At 44.6% G+C, this 16,756-nt stretch carries 15 protein-coding genes; 9 read left to right on the top strand and 6 right to left on the bottom strand.

Annotation, left to right across the window (positions count from 1 at the left end; genetic code table 11):
* Positions 1-292 precede the first annotated feature (292 nt).
* A complete protein-coding gene (fusA, locus tag AC0VXX_RS11850) occupies positions 293-2,341 on the top strand; it encodes an elongation factor G (protein WP_475514407.1) in 2,049 nt (682 codons plus the stop codon).
* 108 nt (positions 2,342-2,449) lie between these two features.
* On the opposite strand, the gene AC0VXX_RS11845 is transcribed toward fusA, so the two are convergent.
* Complete coding sequence (locus AC0VXX_RS11845; protein WP_475514406.1) at positions 2,450-3,304, bottom strand: PA4780 family RIO1-like protein kinase; 855 nt, start codon at positions 3,302-3,304, stop codon at positions 2,450-2,452.
* A gap of 1,039 nt (positions 3,305-4,343) precedes the next feature.
* On the opposite strand from AC0VXX_RS11845, the gene AC0VXX_RS11840 reads away from it, so the two are divergent.
* The gene (locus AC0VXX_RS11840; RefSeq protein WP_475514405.1) at positions 4,344-6,512 is read left to right on the top strand and encodes an OmcA/MtrC family decaheme c-type cytochrome; all 2,169 of its coding nucleotides are present in this window, start codon (positions 4,344-4,346) and stop codon (positions 6,510-6,512) included.
* Between the two features lie 140 nt (positions 6,513-6,652).
* On the opposite strand, the gene AC0VXX_RS11835 is transcribed toward AC0VXX_RS11840, so the two are convergent.
* Positions 6,653-7,129: a cupin domain-containing protein gene (locus tag AC0VXX_RS11835; protein ID WP_475514404.1), complete on the bottom strand. Its 477-nt coding sequence runs from the start codon at positions 7,127-7,129 to the stop codon at positions 6,653-6,655.
* Between the two features lie 238 nt (positions 7,130-7,367).
* Here AC0VXX_RS11835 and AC0VXX_RS11830 point away from each other — a divergent pair, with 238 nt between their 5' ends.
* The 3 genes from AC0VXX_RS11830 to AC0VXX_RS11820 all read left to right on the top strand — a co-directional run bounded on the left by AC0VXX_RS11830 (position 7,368) and on the right by AC0VXX_RS11820 (position 10,503).
* Positions 7,368-7,724 carry a RidA family protein gene (locus tag AC0VXX_RS11830; protein WP_475514403.1) on the top strand — a complete coding sequence of 119 codons (357 nt, stop codon included), beginning with the start codon at positions 7,368-7,370 and terminating at the stop codon, positions 7,722-7,724.
* 215 nt (positions 7,725-7,939) lie between these two features.
* Entirely contained in the window at positions 7,940-9,133 is a 1,194-nt protein-coding gene (gene hmpA / locus AC0VXX_RS11825) for an NO-inducible flavohemoprotein (RefSeq protein WP_475514402.1), read from the top strand.
* Positions 9,134-9,498: 365 nt separating this feature from the next.
* The gene (locus AC0VXX_RS11820) at positions 9,499-10,503 is read left to right on the top strand and encodes a 4'-phosphopantetheinyl transferase family protein (protein ID WP_475514401.1); all 1,005 of its coding nucleotides are present in this window, start codon (positions 9,499-9,501) and stop codon (positions 10,501-10,503) included.
* Between the two features lie 222 nt (positions 10,504-10,725).
* On the opposite strand, the gene queF is transcribed toward AC0VXX_RS11820, so the two are convergent.
* Positions 10,726-11,583, bottom strand: a complete 858-nt coding sequence (gene queF, locus AC0VXX_RS11815) for an NADPH-dependent 7-cyano-7-deazaguanine reductase QueF (RefSeq protein WP_475514400.1) — start codon at positions 11,581-11,583, stop codon at positions 10,726-10,728.
* A 60-nt stretch (positions 11,584-11,643) separates the two neighbouring features.
* Between queF and syd the strand changes: the two genes are divergently transcribed.
* Complete coding sequence (syd, locus tag AC0VXX_RS11810; RefSeq protein ID WP_475514399.1) at positions 11,644-12,306, top strand: SecY-interacting protein; 663 nt, start codon at positions 11,644-11,646, stop codon at positions 12,304-12,306.
* A gap of 114 nt (positions 12,307-12,420) precedes the next feature.
* On the opposite strand, the gene AC0VXX_RS11805 is transcribed toward syd, so the two are convergent.
* Positions 12,421-13,194, bottom strand: coding sequence for a Zn-ribbon-containing protein (locus AC0VXX_RS11805; protein WP_475514398.1), 774 nt, complete (start codon positions 13,192-13,194; stop codon positions 12,421-12,423).
* Positions 13,194-13,529: a hypothetical protein gene (locus tag AC0VXX_RS11800; protein WP_475514397.1), complete on the bottom strand. Its 336-nt coding sequence runs from the start codon at positions 13,527-13,529 to the stop codon at positions 13,194-13,196. The genes AC0VXX_RS11805 and AC0VXX_RS11800 overlap by 1 nt, the downstream gene beginning before the upstream one ends.
* Before the next feature lie 115 nt (positions 13,530-13,644).
* Between AC0VXX_RS11800 and AC0VXX_RS11795 the strand changes: the two genes are divergently transcribed.
* Positions 13,645-14,049 carry a DUF3192 domain-containing protein gene (locus tag AC0VXX_RS11795; protein WP_475514396.1) on the top strand — a complete coding sequence of 135 codons (405 nt, stop codon included), beginning with the start codon at positions 13,645-13,647 and terminating at the stop codon, positions 14,047-14,049.
* A gap of 141 nt (positions 14,050-14,190) precedes the next feature.
* Here AC0VXX_RS11795 and AC0VXX_RS11790 read toward each other — a convergent pair whose 3' ends face one another.
* On the bottom strand, positions 14,191-14,421 hold the full coding sequence (locus AC0VXX_RS11790; protein WP_475514395.1) for a DUF2789 domain-containing protein: 231 nt from the start codon (positions 14,419-14,421) through the stop codon (positions 14,191-14,193).
* A gap of 272 nt (positions 14,422-14,693) precedes the next feature.
* Between AC0VXX_RS11790 and AC0VXX_RS11785 the strand changes: the two genes are divergently transcribed.
* Both AC0VXX_RS11785 and AC0VXX_RS11780 read left to right on the top strand, forming a co-directional pair.
* Positions 14,694-15,344, top strand: coding sequence for a GNAT family N-acetyltransferase (locus AC0VXX_RS11785; protein ID WP_475514394.1), 651 nt, complete (start codon positions 14,694-14,696; stop codon positions 15,342-15,344).
* Positions 15,337-15,660, top strand: a complete 324-nt coding sequence (locus tag AC0VXX_RS11780) for an Mpo1-like protein (protein ID WP_475514393.1) — start codon at positions 15,337-15,339, stop codon at positions 15,658-15,660. Before AC0VXX_RS11785 ends, AC0VXX_RS11780 begins: the two co-directional genes overlap by 8 nt.
* Positions 15,661-16,756: the final 1,096 nt, after the last annotated feature.

Below are 16,756 nucleotides of genomic sequence, written 5' to 3'. Positions count from 1 at the left end.
AACACAATCACCTGGGACTTAAAAGTCTCGTATGAGTACTGTTTTAGCGTACTCATGTGCGCTCAACATCAGTCTTGAGAGGCTCCCGTATGGATCACTCTTGAGTGTTTATCAATCCGTGATCTCGATCAAAAGTTACTGTGCCTGAGACGCCTATACTGGTTAACAAATCGTTAGCAATGATCACATTAGGGTGGCAGTAGCATCGATGCAGTCTCCACTTTTTGCGTGTACCCCATGATCACACCATCGCGCGGTTGTATCGGGATAACATTAACAAAAGGAGGCCTATATGGCTGAGTTCATGACGGAGCAGATCCGTAACCTAGCGGTGCTCGGACACACGGGGGCAGGTAAATCATCACTGCTCGAGGCATTACTGTTTAAGGGTAAAGCGTTCCCTCAAAAAGGCAGGGTGGATAAGGGCACAAATCATGCCGATTTCACTGCCCAAGAAAAAGATCATCGCCACAGCCTCGAACCCTCCTTTCTCTATCTCGACATTGACAATCAGCACATCAACTTTATCGACACCCCAGGTCTTCCTGACTTTTTTGGACGAGCACTATTACCTCTGCCAGGCGTCGAGACTGTGTTGTTGGTGATTAACGCCATCACAGGGATTGAAACCATCACCCAACGTGCCTTTGAAGCCGCAAGGGCTCAGGGCAAAGTGGTACTCATCGCCATTAATCATATCGATGGTAATGGCGATAAACTTGCTGCCTTGTTAGACGATATTCAAACTAAGTGGGGCCAAGGGTGTTTACCGGTTAATTTACCTAATACAGATCTTGATAAGGTGATTGATTGTTATCTGCATCCCGAACCACAGCTGCAAGGTGAAGCGCTATTTCATGATATTGCCAGTGCCCGTGATGAGCTGATTGATACGGTATTGGAAGAAGATGATGAGTTAATGGCACTCTATTTAGAGCAGGGAGAGACGTTAACTCCCGAGCAGTTGCATGGGCCGTTAGAGATGGCATTGCGACGGGGGCATTTAGTGCCTATCTGTTTTACTAGCGCCGAAACTGAGATCGGTATTACCGAGCTACTCGAACTGATCATTAAGCTATGCCCTAATCCGCTGGAAGCCAATCCACCGCAGTTTTTAAAAGGATTTGCCGACAAAACTAAGCCTGTAGAGGTCACGCAAGCTGCCGATGATCATGTACTTGCTCATGTATTTCGGGTCGCGATCGATCCTTTCTTTGGTCGGATGGGCGTGTTTAGAGTGCACCAAGGTACGATTCAATTAGGCATGAAGCTCTTTATTGGTGATGAGCGCAAACCTTTCAAAGTCAGTAACTTATTTAAGTTACAAGGGGATAAACAGATCGCAGTGACCTCGGCTATCCCTGGTGATATCTGCGCTGTGTCTAAAGTCGATGAATTGATGGTGGGGGCGGTTTTACATGACAGCCATGATGAGGATGAATTTCGCATGCCGGAATTGCATCTGCCTGAGCCTATCTTTGGCCTAGCGGTGTCGGCCAAGCGTCGCGGTGATGAACAAAAAATTGCCGAGGTGTTGCATAAGTTGGTGGTGGAAGATCCCAGTTTACAGATCGCCAAGAATGAAGCCGAAGGCCAGACCATTTTGCAAGGGCAAGGTGATTTACATTTGCAAATCGCGCTCGAAAAAGCCCACGACCTGTTTAATGTCGATATGGATACCGATGTGCCCGCCGTTGCCTATCGTGAAACCGTGACATCGACAGCGCAGGCGCGTTATCGCCACAAAAAGCAGTCCGGTGGTTCTGGCCAATTTGGTGAAGTGATGCTGGCCATTGAGCCCTTGCCCCGTGGTACAGGATTTGAATTTGTCAGTAAAGTGGTGGGTGGCGCCGTGCCTAGCCAATACATTCCGGCGGTGGAAAAAGGGGTAAAAGAAGCGATGAGTAGCGGCGTCTTGGCGGGTTACCCTTTGCAAGATGTGCGCGTGTCGCTACTTGACGGTAAGCATCATAGTGTTGACTCGAAAGAGATCGCTTTCGTCATGGCCGGCAAAAAGGCTTTTATTGAAGCGGTCCAAGCAGCCAGTCCGGTTATTTTAGAGCCGATAGTGGAGATGAAAGTGCAAGTAGCGCAAGAGCACGTCGGCGATATCACAGGTGATATCAGTGCCAATCGCGGCATTATTTGTGGCACGCAAGCACTCGATAACAACAAGGTCGAGGTGGCAGTAGAAGCACCTCTGGCCACGGTGGATGATTATTCCACTCGGCTTAAATCGCTTACTGGTGGTGATGGGCAATTTTCAGTCAGCTTTAGTCGTTATGATGTGGTACCAGAGCATATACAGCGGGAATTGGTGGCTGGTGCCAAGCGTGATTAGTTAAGCCTATTGGTTGTGTTGGAGCATGGTTTTTACGGTGGGGTTAATGGAGATCCTGTGATGAGATAAGGCGTTATTACTAACGCCTTATTCTTTAACTTTGCCTCATCACAGCTCGTTAGCTTCTCTTATACGCTCGTGTTTTTCTTGTTCCTCTTCAAAGGCAGCTTGGATCTCTTCGAGCACTGAATGGACGTCAGCAGTATGGGTATCTTCTGCAAATTGACCGGTTAACTGGGTGTCAGGGGTCAATTTAGCTTTTTCATACAGGGCCCACATCTCTTTGGCGTATTTGGTTTGTTTTAGCTCGGGGGCAAATTGAGAGTAGTAGCCTGTCATGTTGTTAACATCACGAGCGAGCATGGCTTTGGCGTTATTATTGGCTGAGGCATCAACTGCTTGGGGCAGGTCGATGATCACAGGACCTGTGGCATCCAGTAATACATTAAACTCGGATAGATCACCATGGACTATGCCAGCACACAACATGCGGGTGATGTAACCCATCATGGTGTCGTGATCTTTTATTGCCTGCTCGGGGGTTAGCATCACATCATTGAGACGCGGCGCCACATCCCCATTGGCATCCGTGATGAGTTCCATTAATAACACACCATCGAAACAGCCAAAGGGAGTGGGAACTCTAATATCGGCGGCGGCACATTTATACAGGGCATCAACCTCGGCATTTTGCCAGGCTTGCTCTTGTTGCTCGCGTCCATAGCTTGAGCCTTTTTCCATTGCACGGCTGCGACGGCTATTTCGACTCTTTCTACCTTCTTGATATTGCGCCGCTTTTTTGAAACTACGTTGAGTTGCTTCTTTATAGACTTTGGCGCAGCGGATCTCTGTCCCACAGCGAACGATGTAGACAGTGGCTTCTTTACCGCTCATCAATTGACTGATGACTTCGTCGACGAGACCGTCATCAACGAGTGGTTGTATGCGTTTGGGAGTTTTCATTGCGTCGTTATACCTTACTTCAGCCTCGGATGGTACCTCTACACCAGTAAATAAGCCGATAGTGGCCAATAAGGGGGAATGTTTGTTACCTGTTTTGGTTATCAATAATGGGCGATTTTGTTAACGCTAGTAAGGGGCATCGATTTCATTCTGATTAATCATGTCTGTAAGCTTTACGCTATTGACGTAATTATTATCATGTTCACTTTTATGAACTTTCGAACACTCCTTATTCGTTTTGATGGTATTAGCATATGGTAGGTGACATATGTTAATAGCGACAATGTGATTTTAGTGGTTTGTAGGTTTTTAATGTTGTTTAAATGAGGCTTTTTATTTGGTATTGATTTTTATTTACAGTTTTATATGTTAGTTATTTTTTTGAGGGTAAAGTCATTATCGTCAGGTTTTTATTGCTAATTTCCTCATTGTTAATTTATCCGTCATAAAATTATTTATTGTTAAGTTATCAATTTTCAAGTTGTTTTTATTGTTCTTTACTATTTTTTGTCGCTCAATTTAATTCTTCTTGATGAGTTCTCTTTGTTATTAGTTGAGTTCAGGGGGGCTTGCTTGTTTTAATATAGCTATTCTTGTGTTTTTCATTTAAAGCGCTGTATTTAATCGTTTTTATTTGGCTTTTGTTTTGTGGTGTTGCTATTTTTATCCACGTATTGATATGTCATTTTTTATCTGTTCTATTTTTACATAGAGCTTGCTACCAAGGTCTTATAGATATTTATTATAAATTAAAATCAGGGCTTTTATTATTTTTTTTTGTGAAAAATTTAAATGTGGTGGTTGTTATTGATAATTTTTAAGTTGATCACGGCATTGCATTTAACTTGGTATGATAAATGTTAATTCATTTTAAATTAAGGTTGGCTTAGTACGGTTGATTCACTTAATCTTTACATTTGTTTCAATTTAAGTCGTTAGTTGTATTTAACAGTATTTAAATAATTAGCAGGTAATGATTAAGTACCAACTTAAATAAAATAATAAATTTTCTATGTTTTAAACATAAATGGGAGAGACTATGAGTGAGTCATTTAATAAGTCGATTATTTGTGGCTTAGTAATTGCTGGCCTAGCGATGGGTTGCAGCGATGGCAATGATGGTAAAGATGGTCAAGACGGGACTAACGGCAGTGATGGTAGTGACGGTGAGAATGGCATTGTTATCGCGACTTCAGCCGAGTCATTAAGCTTAGAATATATCACTTATGGCTTCGATGCCGATGGGGTGCGTTCTGCCACATTTAAAGTGACTAATGAACAGGGCTTGCCTGTTGTTGGTGTGCCCTCGGTACGTTTCTTGAGTTCGCAATTGGTTCAGAGTGAGCAGGGCTACAGCGAACGACAGGGACTTGGCTATGAAACCTGTACAACCGAAGCAGATAGTTGCTTAACCGATCATAACGACGGTACCTATACCGTGGTGAGTACAACAAAAATAGGCGAACTGGATTTTACCGATAAATCTTATGTGTTTGATGAAACTGCGCCGCAACGCTTTATGGTGCGCGTGCAGGCCTATGGCGGTATTCCAGGTATTGGCAGTGTGCAAGATATTATGCAAGAAGTTGATTTTATGATCGACGGTTCAGCAGTGACCTTGACTCGCGCTATGGTGAGCACCGAAAGCTGTAATGCATGTCATACCGATATCGCTTATGCACGTTATGACAACTATTATCGTTCGCCCCATTATGGCAACAATGTTGAAGCGTGTTCAACCTGCCATACCACAGGGGAAAAAGAGGGTAAGGGTACCATGGTTGAGCGGGCTCACCGTTGGCACAGTGGCCTACCTAATAATTTAGTGGCCAGCTCTTATGATTGTACTAGCTGTCATGTGACCGAAAATAGCGATAGCTTAATGAATGGCGCGGAATGGTTAAGTAGCACAGCTAATGATAAAGCCTGTTTGAGTTGTCACAGTGCTGACACACTTAAGCATGGTAGTGATTTACCATTAAGTTGTGCAAGTTGCCATGACGTGGCTGAAATGCATCTGGTTAAACAAGATGCTAAGAAAACGGCTCGTGACGCATACAGTGTAGATGTTACCCAAGTATCGGTGGCACCAGTAACATCTATGCGTAATGGTAATACCTACGAAACGGCTGAAATTACTTTCACCATTAAAGTGTTAGACCATGCTGGTAAGCCTTTAGCTGTGTCACCTAAAGATGCAGGTTTCTTTGCGGACATGCGCGCTACAGTGGCATGGGACATGGAAGCGGGTTACCGCACTTTGACCACAGAAACTAAACCAGATGGTGGCTTGAGCCGTATGGCCAACCATGCGATTAACTACAAGTTTGTTGGCGTCGATCCCATCAGTGGCGATCCAGCGACAGGTGAATATACCTATGTAATATCTGGGGATTTAGTGGATGATTTGAGCAAAGGTAGTACAGGACTCATCATTCCTAATAGTACCGATAGCCAAACGGGTATTTTAGCCATCGAAACGACGTTGAAAGCCGATGAGAAAACAGGTCAGCCTGATGCTGATGGGGCCTTGACTGAGCGTTTGCGTTCAAGCTCAAGTTTCTTTACGTTAGCCGGACTGAGCGATACGCCGCGCCGTCAAGTGGTCGATAATGCCTTATGTGCTTCGTGTCATGGCGACCAAGCTTATGGGTATCATGGCCGTCGTAATGATCTTGAGCAGCAATGTGTCGCTTGTCATAACTTAGGCAATGCCGAGTGGGACAAGTACCATATGGGTGAGCAGGTGGCGCCAAAAGATACGGTGCTAAACCATATTTCGTGGAACACCTTTGTGCATGCTTTGCACGCGCAAAACCGTGATGAGCAGAAACTGGAAGTGGGCGCTAAACGTCAATTCAAGTATCCAGCAAGGCTTAATGACTGTGCCCAGTGTCATGTGGATGGCAGCGCTAGTCTAAATGAGATTGAAAAGGCTAATGCACTGATCACTCGTCACGACTATGCTGATAATAGCGATTTCTTTGCCACCAGCCCAGCTGCGGCAACGTGTTGGTCTTGTCATGGCCCTTATGGTGGTGATTCATTGAAGGCCCATATGCAAAGTAATGGTGCCACATTTGAAGTCAAAGTCGACAGCAGCAATGCCACGTTTGACGGTGATGTTGTGGTTGATGTTAATTTGCCAAGAGAGTCGTGTTCTGTATGTCACTCAACCAACAAGTTAGCTGAGTCACATCAGTTTTAGTGAGTAGGGCAAGGTGATGCTTTACCCTGATGCCGTAACATCATTTCCCTGCAAAGTGATGATGTAAATAAAAGTAAAAGACCCGATATTCTCGGGTCTTTTTTATGCGCTTTATTTGAGCTTATGCGTTTAGTTAGGCGTTATTCAGGGCGACTCAGGCGCTCAATAATAGTTTGGTGCTGCGGGTACTGGGCGAGTAGGGTTTGTTGGCTAAACAGCTCAAAATTATCGAAAGTAAACCCAGGTGAAACCATACAACCGACCAGTGAAAATCCGGGTTGATTCATGGCCGAGCCGAAAATGCAGCCTTTGGGCACCAAAAATTGTGGACGTTCACCTGCGGCGATATCGAGACCTAACTGGGCCGTGGTTAATTCCCCTTGTTCATCGATCATATAGATAGTTAATGACTGCCCCGCATGGAAATACCACATCTCATCAGAAGTTAAGCGATGAAAATGCGACACCTCACCAGTACGCAATAAAAAGTAGATGCTGCTCCACAGTGAGCGCGTGGCATCGAAATCACTCTGTGAGCGAAAAGAGGAGCGATAGTAACCACCTTCAACATGTCGTTCGAGTTCGAGTTGTTGAATAAAGTCATCGGCTGTTTGCATGTAAAGTACCTATTAAATGTCTAAATTATGTAGAGGGCATAGCGTGTGTTAGTGGCATGGGTCATGCCATTTGCTTATGAGGTATGCTTGTACTGCGCCATTAAACGCGCTCTTAAAATACTTGTCAAAGCCAATCCCGCTTTGATGTTACTTAAGGCGCTATTTTTATACGGCCGCTAGCCCAAGTCAGTTAATGACATTACCATAGCGAGCTAATAATCGATTAAAGGAGTCATTAATGACACAGAGTATGAAAATTGAACGCCTCAATCCCACAATACGTTGGTCAGATGCCACCGTGTATAACGGTATTGGTCATTTTGTTGAAATTGCAGCCGATACCAACGCGGATATCGCAGGTCAGGTGTCACAGATTTTTGCCCAAGCAGAAGCAACATTAGCGCAAATAAACAGCGATAATTCCCGTTTACTGTCGGCGACGATTTATATCACAGACTTTACTTATCTCCCCACCTTTAATGCACTGTGGGATGCCTGGTTACCAGCAGGGTGTGCGCCAAGTCGAGCCTGTATAAAAGCTGAGCTTGCCGACCCTAACTATTTGGTTGAAATTGCTTTTGTCGCTGCAGTGTAACAGGGTTAGCTGGTGTGAAACGGTGTCGATTAGCAGCGCTTTGTTTGTCGACATCGTTGATGTTTTCCTTATCAAACAATGGCGCATTGATGACCTTTTTATCGATACTCAGTTGAAATGACTCTGTCGAGGTAGATTAAAAAGATTGATCTAAATCAAATGCATCTTTATCATTGGCTAAAGTATATATTATTTGCATGTTAAGGTGTCGCACTATGTTAGACAAGCATACTATCCAAGTTGTTAAAAGCACGATTCCGCTATTAGAATCAGCAGGTCCCGCGTTAACCAGCTATTTTTACCAGCGTCTTTTTAAGCATAATCCCGAATTAAAAGATACATTTAACTTAGCCAATCAACATAATGGTGGCCAGCCTGTCGCGCTATTCAATGCGGTTGCGGCTTATGCGAAAAATATCGATAACTTAGCAGTGCTCAGCAGCGCAGTGGAGCGTATCGCGCAAAAACATACCGGCTTTTTAATCCAACCAGAGCAGTACCAAGTTGTTGGGCATCATCTGTTGGCCACGCTAAAAGAGTTGGGCGGCGAGGCTGTGACCGATGAAGTACTCGATGCATGGGGCCGTGCTTATGGTGTGTTAGCTGATATTTTTATTGGTCGTGAAAGTCAGCTTTATCAAACTCGTGCCGAGCAAGTCGGTGGCTGGAAAGGTACACGGGCTTTTACCATTACAGCCAAGCAGCAAGAGTCTGAGGTGATCACCTCATTTGTCATTACCCCAAATGATGGCCAAGCGGTTATGGATTTTGTGCCAGGGCAATATTTAAGTGTGCAGGTACAAGATAGCGATTTTGAGCAACAAGAAATTCGCCAGTATTCGTTGTCAGATGCTCCTAATGGCAGTAGTTATCGGATCAGTGTTAAGCGTGAAGTGGGTGGCTTAGTCTCATCTAAACTGCATGATGGCTTTAATGTGGGTGATGAACTGGCGGTGATCCCACCCGCGGGAGACTTTGTGCTGGCGGCAGATGATGATACGCCAGTGGTGTTGATTTCAGCGGGTGTGGGACTGACCCCAATGATGAGCATGCTTAATCAGTTGATGGGCTCTGAACATCACAGCGACATCACTTGGTTACATGCCTGTGAATTTGGCGCGTTTCATGGCTTTAAGTCAGATATTAAGCAAAAAGCGGCTAGTTATGAGCCTTTAGCGGCCTATACCTGGTACCGCGAGCCAAGCAGTGATGACCGTATCGGTGAGGATTATCAGTTTACTGGTACTATCGAGTTGGACAAGGTTGCAGGCAGATTACTCCCTAATGCACAGTACTATTTTTGTGGGCCTGTGCCCTTTATGGCTGAGGTAAAGCGACAATTGTTAGCACTTGGCATAGCGCCTAGTCAGTTGCATTACGAGGTCTTTGGCCCGCATCAAAGCTTGTAATTAATCGCTGCTCGATTGGCTAGATAAAAAATAGGCTAGAAAAATAAAGGGCCCAGCACGTTGAAAACACGGCGCTGGGCCCGTCACGTTTAAGGGAGCGTCGCTTTAGCTTAATCTTGCTTAAGAGCGCCACTCGTTTTATCTCATCACTTATTTTTATCCCATCACTCATGTTGACCCGCCACTGAGCTGATAAAGTGTTTATACCACCGCTTAATGTAGAGCGCCGAGCACGAGAGCCGATGTAGGCGAGGGGGTAAACGCATTAATCTTTCGGTGTGCTTAATCCTTATTAGCGCTTTTTGCTGCAAACTCATCGCGATTAATGCCACTGGAGGAGGTTATACTAGGGCATATGTTCTCTCATGGTGTTTGCTATCGTGCCCGCATTTGCTTTACCTCAGCCATTATCGGCGGTGACCCTCTATTTTTGTGATTTGGCTCCTCAAGGGGTAAGCCAAACACAGTTGCAGCAATTGCGCCTTTGGCTACCCGATGACGAGCAAGCCAAAGCCGACCGTTTTTTACAGCCTGATGCGCGTGTGAAAGGCTTACTGGTACGAAGTTATTTACGCGCTATATTGTCGCAGTGCGCCCGTGACATGGGAGTTGAAATCGCTCCTTCACAATGGCAGTTTACCTATCTTGATAAAGGCAAGCCTGTGTTGTCCACGGCTTGTTTCGCCCGTTGTCCGTTATTGTTCAATATCAGCCACAGTGGCGATTATCTGCTGGTGGCCATCGCTCATGCTAACCACTGGCTCTCGCTTGGTGTCGATATTGAGCGCCAACGCGAAAGCACCAATATCTACCCTATTTTGAACCATTATTTCACTTGCGATGAAACCGATAGCCTGCTGGATTTACCGCAGGCGCAGCAACGAGCCCGCTTTTTCGATCTGTGGGCGCTTAAAGAGTCATATATCAAGGCTAAGGGCTTGGGGCTAGCATTATCACTTAAATCCTTTAGTTTTGCCTTTGACTCGCGACAGCATGATGATGTTATGAATGCTGAATCAACTTCGCTACCAAGGGTTACTCAAACTGAAAATATACAGATAGTTGCTCACCAACAGGACTCAGCGCCAGATAGTCAGTTGCAAGTCGATAATCAAGCGTGTGCAAGCCGTGCTTTACGTGAGGGGATGCAAGCTCAGATTGAGCGCAATATTACCTTGTCGTTTCATGATGAGCAGGGGAAACGGTCGAGCGACAGTTGGCAGTTGGTGTTAGGCCACTTAGATGCGCAGTATCGCTTTGCACTAAGCCTTGAGCGCGCTAAGGCTACAGATGCTCAATCTGAGGCTAAAGACAGACCGATGCTGCTGGCAAGGCATCTGAACGTGCAGCAATTATTACGCTGTTCTTAAGCTCTTTATCATGGGTGTGTTTGTTAGTACGCGGCATTGGCTGTGCGTGAATTCTGTCGCCAAGGATCTAGCGAGTGTTGGATACTGGTGTGGAGTAGAGTAGTAAAAAAGCCCGTTAGTCATACGGGCTTTTTATAAATCAAATCGTTGAGTAGTCACGTCGTTGGGTAATAACCGTCACGGTTATTGGCTTCTCGCTTTTGCTAGCAAGCGGCTAAGTGACTATTGGCGCGCGAGGCGATGGCTCTCCGGTGGATTTTCAAAGTCGCTACGATAAGGGTTAATGTCGAGCCCTCCTCGGCGAGTATAGCGAGCATACACGGTTAATTTAGCGCAGTGGCATAACTTTTTGAGATCCACAAAAATACGCTCAACGCACTGTTCATGAAACTCGTTGTGCTGACGAAACGAAATCAAATAACGCAGCAGTTTTTCACGATCAATCTTAGGGCCTTGATAGCGAATCATCACTGTGCCCCAGTCCGGTTGTGAGGTGATTAAACAGTTGGACTTGAGCAAGTTTGAGGTTAAGGTTTCTGCGACAATACTTTTGTCATCGGTGCTGTCGATAAGGTAGTCGCTGCTAAAATCATAATCATCGACTTCGATATCTAAATCATCGATGCAGGTACCGGGAAGCTCAACGATTCTTTGGCTACCAAAGTGCTTTGGCTCGATAATTTTAACCGAGATTTCTCCTTGAGCACATGCGCAAAGATCGTCAGTTAATGTCTGCTGCACCTGTTCAATGCTGTTGAATTTAGTTTGGTTAAAACTATTGAGGTACAGCTTGAACGACTTAGATTCGATTAAGTTGGCGCTATTCACATCTAAGCAGAACTCGGCAATGGCAACCATAGGTTTACCTTTGGCATTGAGCCATGAAAGTTCATAACCTGTCCAAATATCGGCCCCATGAAATGGTAATTGATCGCTTAAATCAATAGCATCACGATTAAGTTTACGCGGCACGCCCTGTAATAAGCTGGCATCGTACTGTGCTTGATAGCCCGTCGATTTACCTAAGGTTAATTCTGCAAGGGCGGGAGCATCACTGTATGGGTCATGAACTGGTGTCATCGAGTGGATTTCCATGTCAAAATAGCCATACATTATACTCACATTTTGGACTGCTGCTAAGTGTCTTCTTTACCTGCTTTAGATAATTTTTTTGACGTTTACCACCAAAGTTATATTGAAAAGCTAGCTGAACCGCCTAGATATTACCCTGAAGGTGAAGATTCTGAGTGCATTTTAAGCGAAGATAAAGCCCATGTGGTGAATCGTCCAGAGGTTGCTGTGCGTTGGCTGGCTGTTGAGCGGCAATCCCCCGGCGGCTTTAATAATATTGAACATGCCTTAGAGTTGAGCCTGCATCACAGCATAAATGCCTTTTATGGGGCTTACTATGCGGCGCCGTTAATGTTTGATTCTGCCTGGGGGCAAGGCGAACTGCTACAGGTGTGGAACCATCAAGATTTTGAATATTTACAGCAAAACTTGATTGGGCATTTAATGATGAAGCAAAAATTGAAACAGAGTCCCACCTGGTTTATTGGTGTGCTTAACGAAGGCGATCAGATGTTGGTGGTCGATAATAATGACGGCAGTGTCTGGCTGGAGATCCCTGGGCAGGTGCCTCATCAACGGTTAGCCGAGAGTTTAAATGAGTTTATCGATGCGTTATCTCCCAGAGTATGCCCGCCGGTTAAGCATATTGAAGAGTCTCTGCCCGAGCTTGACCATCCGGGGATATGGCAGCGGATTAAAACCATGTGGGCCAATCTCAGAGGTAAAAGCTAAAGGTTTATGTTGCAGGCTAACGTTAACAGTACTGCTAAGTCAATCTGGCTCATCAATGTATGCCCCATTGATGAGCCTGTTGAGGTGAGTTCACTAAAGCTATTTTTTAAATAGTTAAAGGTGATCCCATGAGATGTTAGAGACAATACGGCAGTCATCACACCGAAAGTGGAACATATCTAATAAGGGCTCATCGAGTAACCAGTCTTGATTGCCACAGCGCGGGCATGGCCGTTGTTGCTCAGACGCTAAACTTTCGCCCCCAACGCGATATAAGTAATAGTAGGTGGGGATGTGTGTTAGGTATTCAACGCGGCCGCGCAGATCCCAACCTCGTCTAAACAGGTCGCTGTCGCTCGAGGTTAACTCTTCAAGTGCGGCAAATTCGGCTTTGGTGGCCGCAGCCATCTGCAGTTCATCACAGGCTTGCCATTCAGTTTGCCATTTAATGATACGTTTATGATCGCCATTAAAGGTGGCTGGGATCTGGTATAGCGGGATAGGTTGTAAGGTATCACCGTTGCGAAGTGGGGAGCACATATGCACGTAACTGGTGTAAATTAGCTGCCAACTGGGCGTCTCTGTACTGGTCACTTCTGAATTGATATCTTGGCCGATATACTTTTCGCGAGGGTGCAACAGTTTTGCTTCGGTCAGCTGAGCTAAGGCGTGCTCGACCCATGGGCTATTATAGCGTTTTGCTAGGCTGCTTTTTTCTGGCATCAGCAGACGTACGCGAAATTCCCCGTCATTAAATGCCACGGCAAATTCGCGCCCAAGGACTTGGCCGTTAGCACGGTAAGCTTCGAGAAGCCCATTGATAGCCTGTTCTGCTGCGGTGATGGTGGTGTTATCGAAGCATTCAAATCTTAATTCCACGACGTGCATTAATGGTTATCTCGCTGTGTGAGTTTGGCTTCTAGGGCGGAGATCCTATTGATTAACTCCTGTTGCTGTTGTGTTAAGGCATGCACTTGTTGCTGCAATTGCGCTAAGGCGGTCTCGGCACTGGCGGACTGCTCTACCACGGCGGGCAGGTGATAGCTTGCATCAAGCGCCGCCACTTCTTCCTTAGATAACGCCTTAAAACGTTGTATGCCTTGAATGAGCACTGGCATAGGCAATGCGTTTCCCAGCTTTGATTTTATCAGTGCCAGACTAGGTGTCTTGCCGGAGTCGACAATCGCTTTTGCCACTGCAACGACCTGTTCGATCGGAGTCATAATGAGTGAAATTCCTTACTTTTTAGCAATTATGGTATCCATTAAAAGAACCGACCAAATAAAAAACATTATTATTCATATAGATAGTTGTTTGGCATGCACTTTGCTGTAATTAATGTCGATTATAATAGATAAACAGGGAGTTAAAGTGAAAACAAAATTACTGAGTTTGATTATTTTGACAGCATCAACCATTGGAATGTCAGGTTGTGTGATCAATATTGGCGACGAAGAGGGCGGCTGGGATAAGGGCCATAGCTGGCAAGCCACGCAAGCACAAAATCGGGAAAATTTGTCGAAGTTGGCCATCGGCATGAATAGAGAGCAAGTGATTTCACTAATGGGCACGGCTGATTTTACTGAAGCCTATGTTAAACAAGGCCAAGAGGTCGCCATACTCTATTATCGTACCCAGCGCATCAGAGGAGATGGTACGACTACTAAAGATGAATGTACGCCGATAGTCTTAGCCGATAACAAGGTTACTGGTTGGGGCGATGCGGCCTATGCTAACCTCTAAGCATGGCTACTCAGTTAAAGGGTTAATCATCTTGATCCCGCTATACGTCACATGGCGAAATGATAAAGGCCATAACGACTATTAGACACTTGGCTCGTTATACGATATCGAGCCAAGTCTATCTACTCTTTACCTGCAAGTTTATGCTCTTAACTGCGCATCTAGCTGATCGATCACCTCTGTCCACTGCGCATCTTCTTCGAGTGATTCTTTAATAAAATGGCGTTGAGATGGGTTCCAAAAGTCGGCGTTAGCAATATGGATATTGTCTGCCATTTTGTGTTGCGCAATAAAGTCTGCTATCGCCTGATCGCTATTAGGTAGTCCTAGCTGTGCAAATAAACTATTGAGATTGGGTGTAGTGATATCCATTTTGGGCTCCTTAATTAATATCGAATCAGTTCATTGAGTATGGAACAAAATGATTAAGTTACTGAAATATTATGAACCTGTTTGTCAGTACCCTATGCACTGTAGCCTGCAGCGCGTAATCAGTATGCCAGTAAATTATCTACTGAAAATTTTTATTACATTTCGAAGTGGATGCAGATATTAGTCAGATTAGGCGGACAAAGATTATGCTTTGCACTAATTAACACTTTTGTTACATTGGAAAGGTTGACCGCTAATTTGGACATTCAGAAATGAATAGCAAAGCCCCCATACAGACCCTCAATGGCTATAAGGCTGTATATTTAACCGCTGAAGATCTTCGCATCGCCGCTTCCATCTTATATAACGCTTACCATGATGATGCTTTTTTTATGGCCGCTTTATATCAAGGCGACAAAGCGCAATATGAACAAAAGTTGCGCGGGGCAATTCGCGAAGAATTACATACATTGTGGCAAGAAGAGCAAGCGTTAATTGGCCTGTTTGATGATCAAAGACTTGTTGGGTTAGTGTGTATTGTGACTCAGCAAGTGCCTCTGGGTGAAGCACGATATTGGCATTGGCGACTAAAAATGTTAATCAGTACTGGCTGGCGCTCAACTCAAGCGTTAATGAACAAAGAAGACTCCATTCTAGAACACTTACCCAGTACTCATTGTGGTATCTTGCAATTTATTGCGTTGACACCAACAGAACAAAATAAAGGCTTAGGAGTGTGGTTAGTCGAGGCGGTGATTAGTTGGTGTGATGAACAACCAAAGCTTGATGGCATTGGTGTGTTTGTAACCGAAGATAAACATGCTCATCTGTTTTCCAAACTGGGGTTTGCCGCAATAGAAAGCTTGGATATCGACGGTGTAGAGGGCGAACTGTTATTTTATCGCAGCGCCGAAAGTGAATAAGCCTTTACACCGTTTTAGCGATTTTTACCCGTTTTATTTATCACAACATCAGCATCCTATGTGTCGTGCGCTGCATTATGTTGGTAGTACTTTGGTATTACTATTAATCGCCTTAGCAATCTCACTGGGTAACGTTTGGGTGTTATTACTGCTTCCTATTGTGGGCTATGGTTCAGCTTGGCTAGGACACTATGCTTTTGAGCATAATCGCCCCGCGACGTTTACTCACCCAATATACAGTTTTTTGGCAGATTGGCTGATGTTTACGCAGTGGGTAACAGGGTTATTCAGGTTTAAGCCAAAACAGCGGGAGTAGTGAGTTCAGCTGTTGCTATGAGTGAAACATCTTGTTTAATCCATTTAGCGGTAATGTCGACTAGCTCCTGATCTCTCATCCACATGTAAGAGATCTCTCACAATGATGTGCGTCATTCACTTTTAAACTGAGTGTTTCATTACTGAAGTTTAGTTTGTTTCTTTATAAAACAATGCCTTATGTTTTGTGTTGGTGGGTGGGATTTAACCTGCGAATTATGATTGTTTTGCTCATCGTACATTCTTCAACAGTTATGACTACACTCTTGTCACTTTATAGATTTAACTTAAGTCATACTTTAAGACACTTCAGGATGAAGTACTTGGAATAAAGTATTGGAAAGAGTCAGGACTGACTCTAGTGACATTGGATGTTACCGCAAGGAATAACGACTTAAGTCTTTGGTACAAGGATTGTCTTGCAGGACGCACAAATATTCAAGGGAATGGGTGTCTCAGTTAATGGAATAACTGAACTAAGGAGTGACAACCAGGACGTTAAAGGACAGGTTTGGAGTCAGCAGGACGCTGTAGCATTAAGGATGAAGCAGGGAGCATTTTGATAGCAGGAAGGCTAACAAAAAAGTATATTAGGCGCACTTTTTAGTGCGCCTTTTTCTTTTTACCTAAAATAGCATAACCAGTTGAGCTCACAATCTAAATATAAGCATGGTTAGGTGTTTTACTGTGTGGTTAACAAGCATTTTTTATCCTCTTTTTATCACAGGCCTGTATCTACTCATTACCTTGTAAGCTATCTCTTACAAGCACGTAGGATAAAAGGTGTTTGTTAATGTAGTAAAGTCTGCGCTAGAATATTTTTATCCTTTTTAAACAATATGTTGCTTGTCTTGTGGCCTGTGAGGAACATCGTAAATCTTCAGGCGGAATTATTCATCTTCCATTAAATGATCGTCGATGTTTTACAATTAATCATGTTCAGGGATGAAGGCTAATGGACAAAGAGTCAGGATGATTCAGTGCTATCAGGATCGATAGTACACAGGAGTGGTAAGGATGTAGCACTTAGGATGAGTGCAAGCAGACTAAGGAAGGCCGAATATTCATGGATGAACGCGCTCTGCCTAGGATGGCAG

The sequence above is a fragment of the Shewanella sp. QJM3NY_23 genome (assembly GCF_056173105.1).
This window is presented reverse-complemented; position numbering and strand designations above follow the sequence as displayed.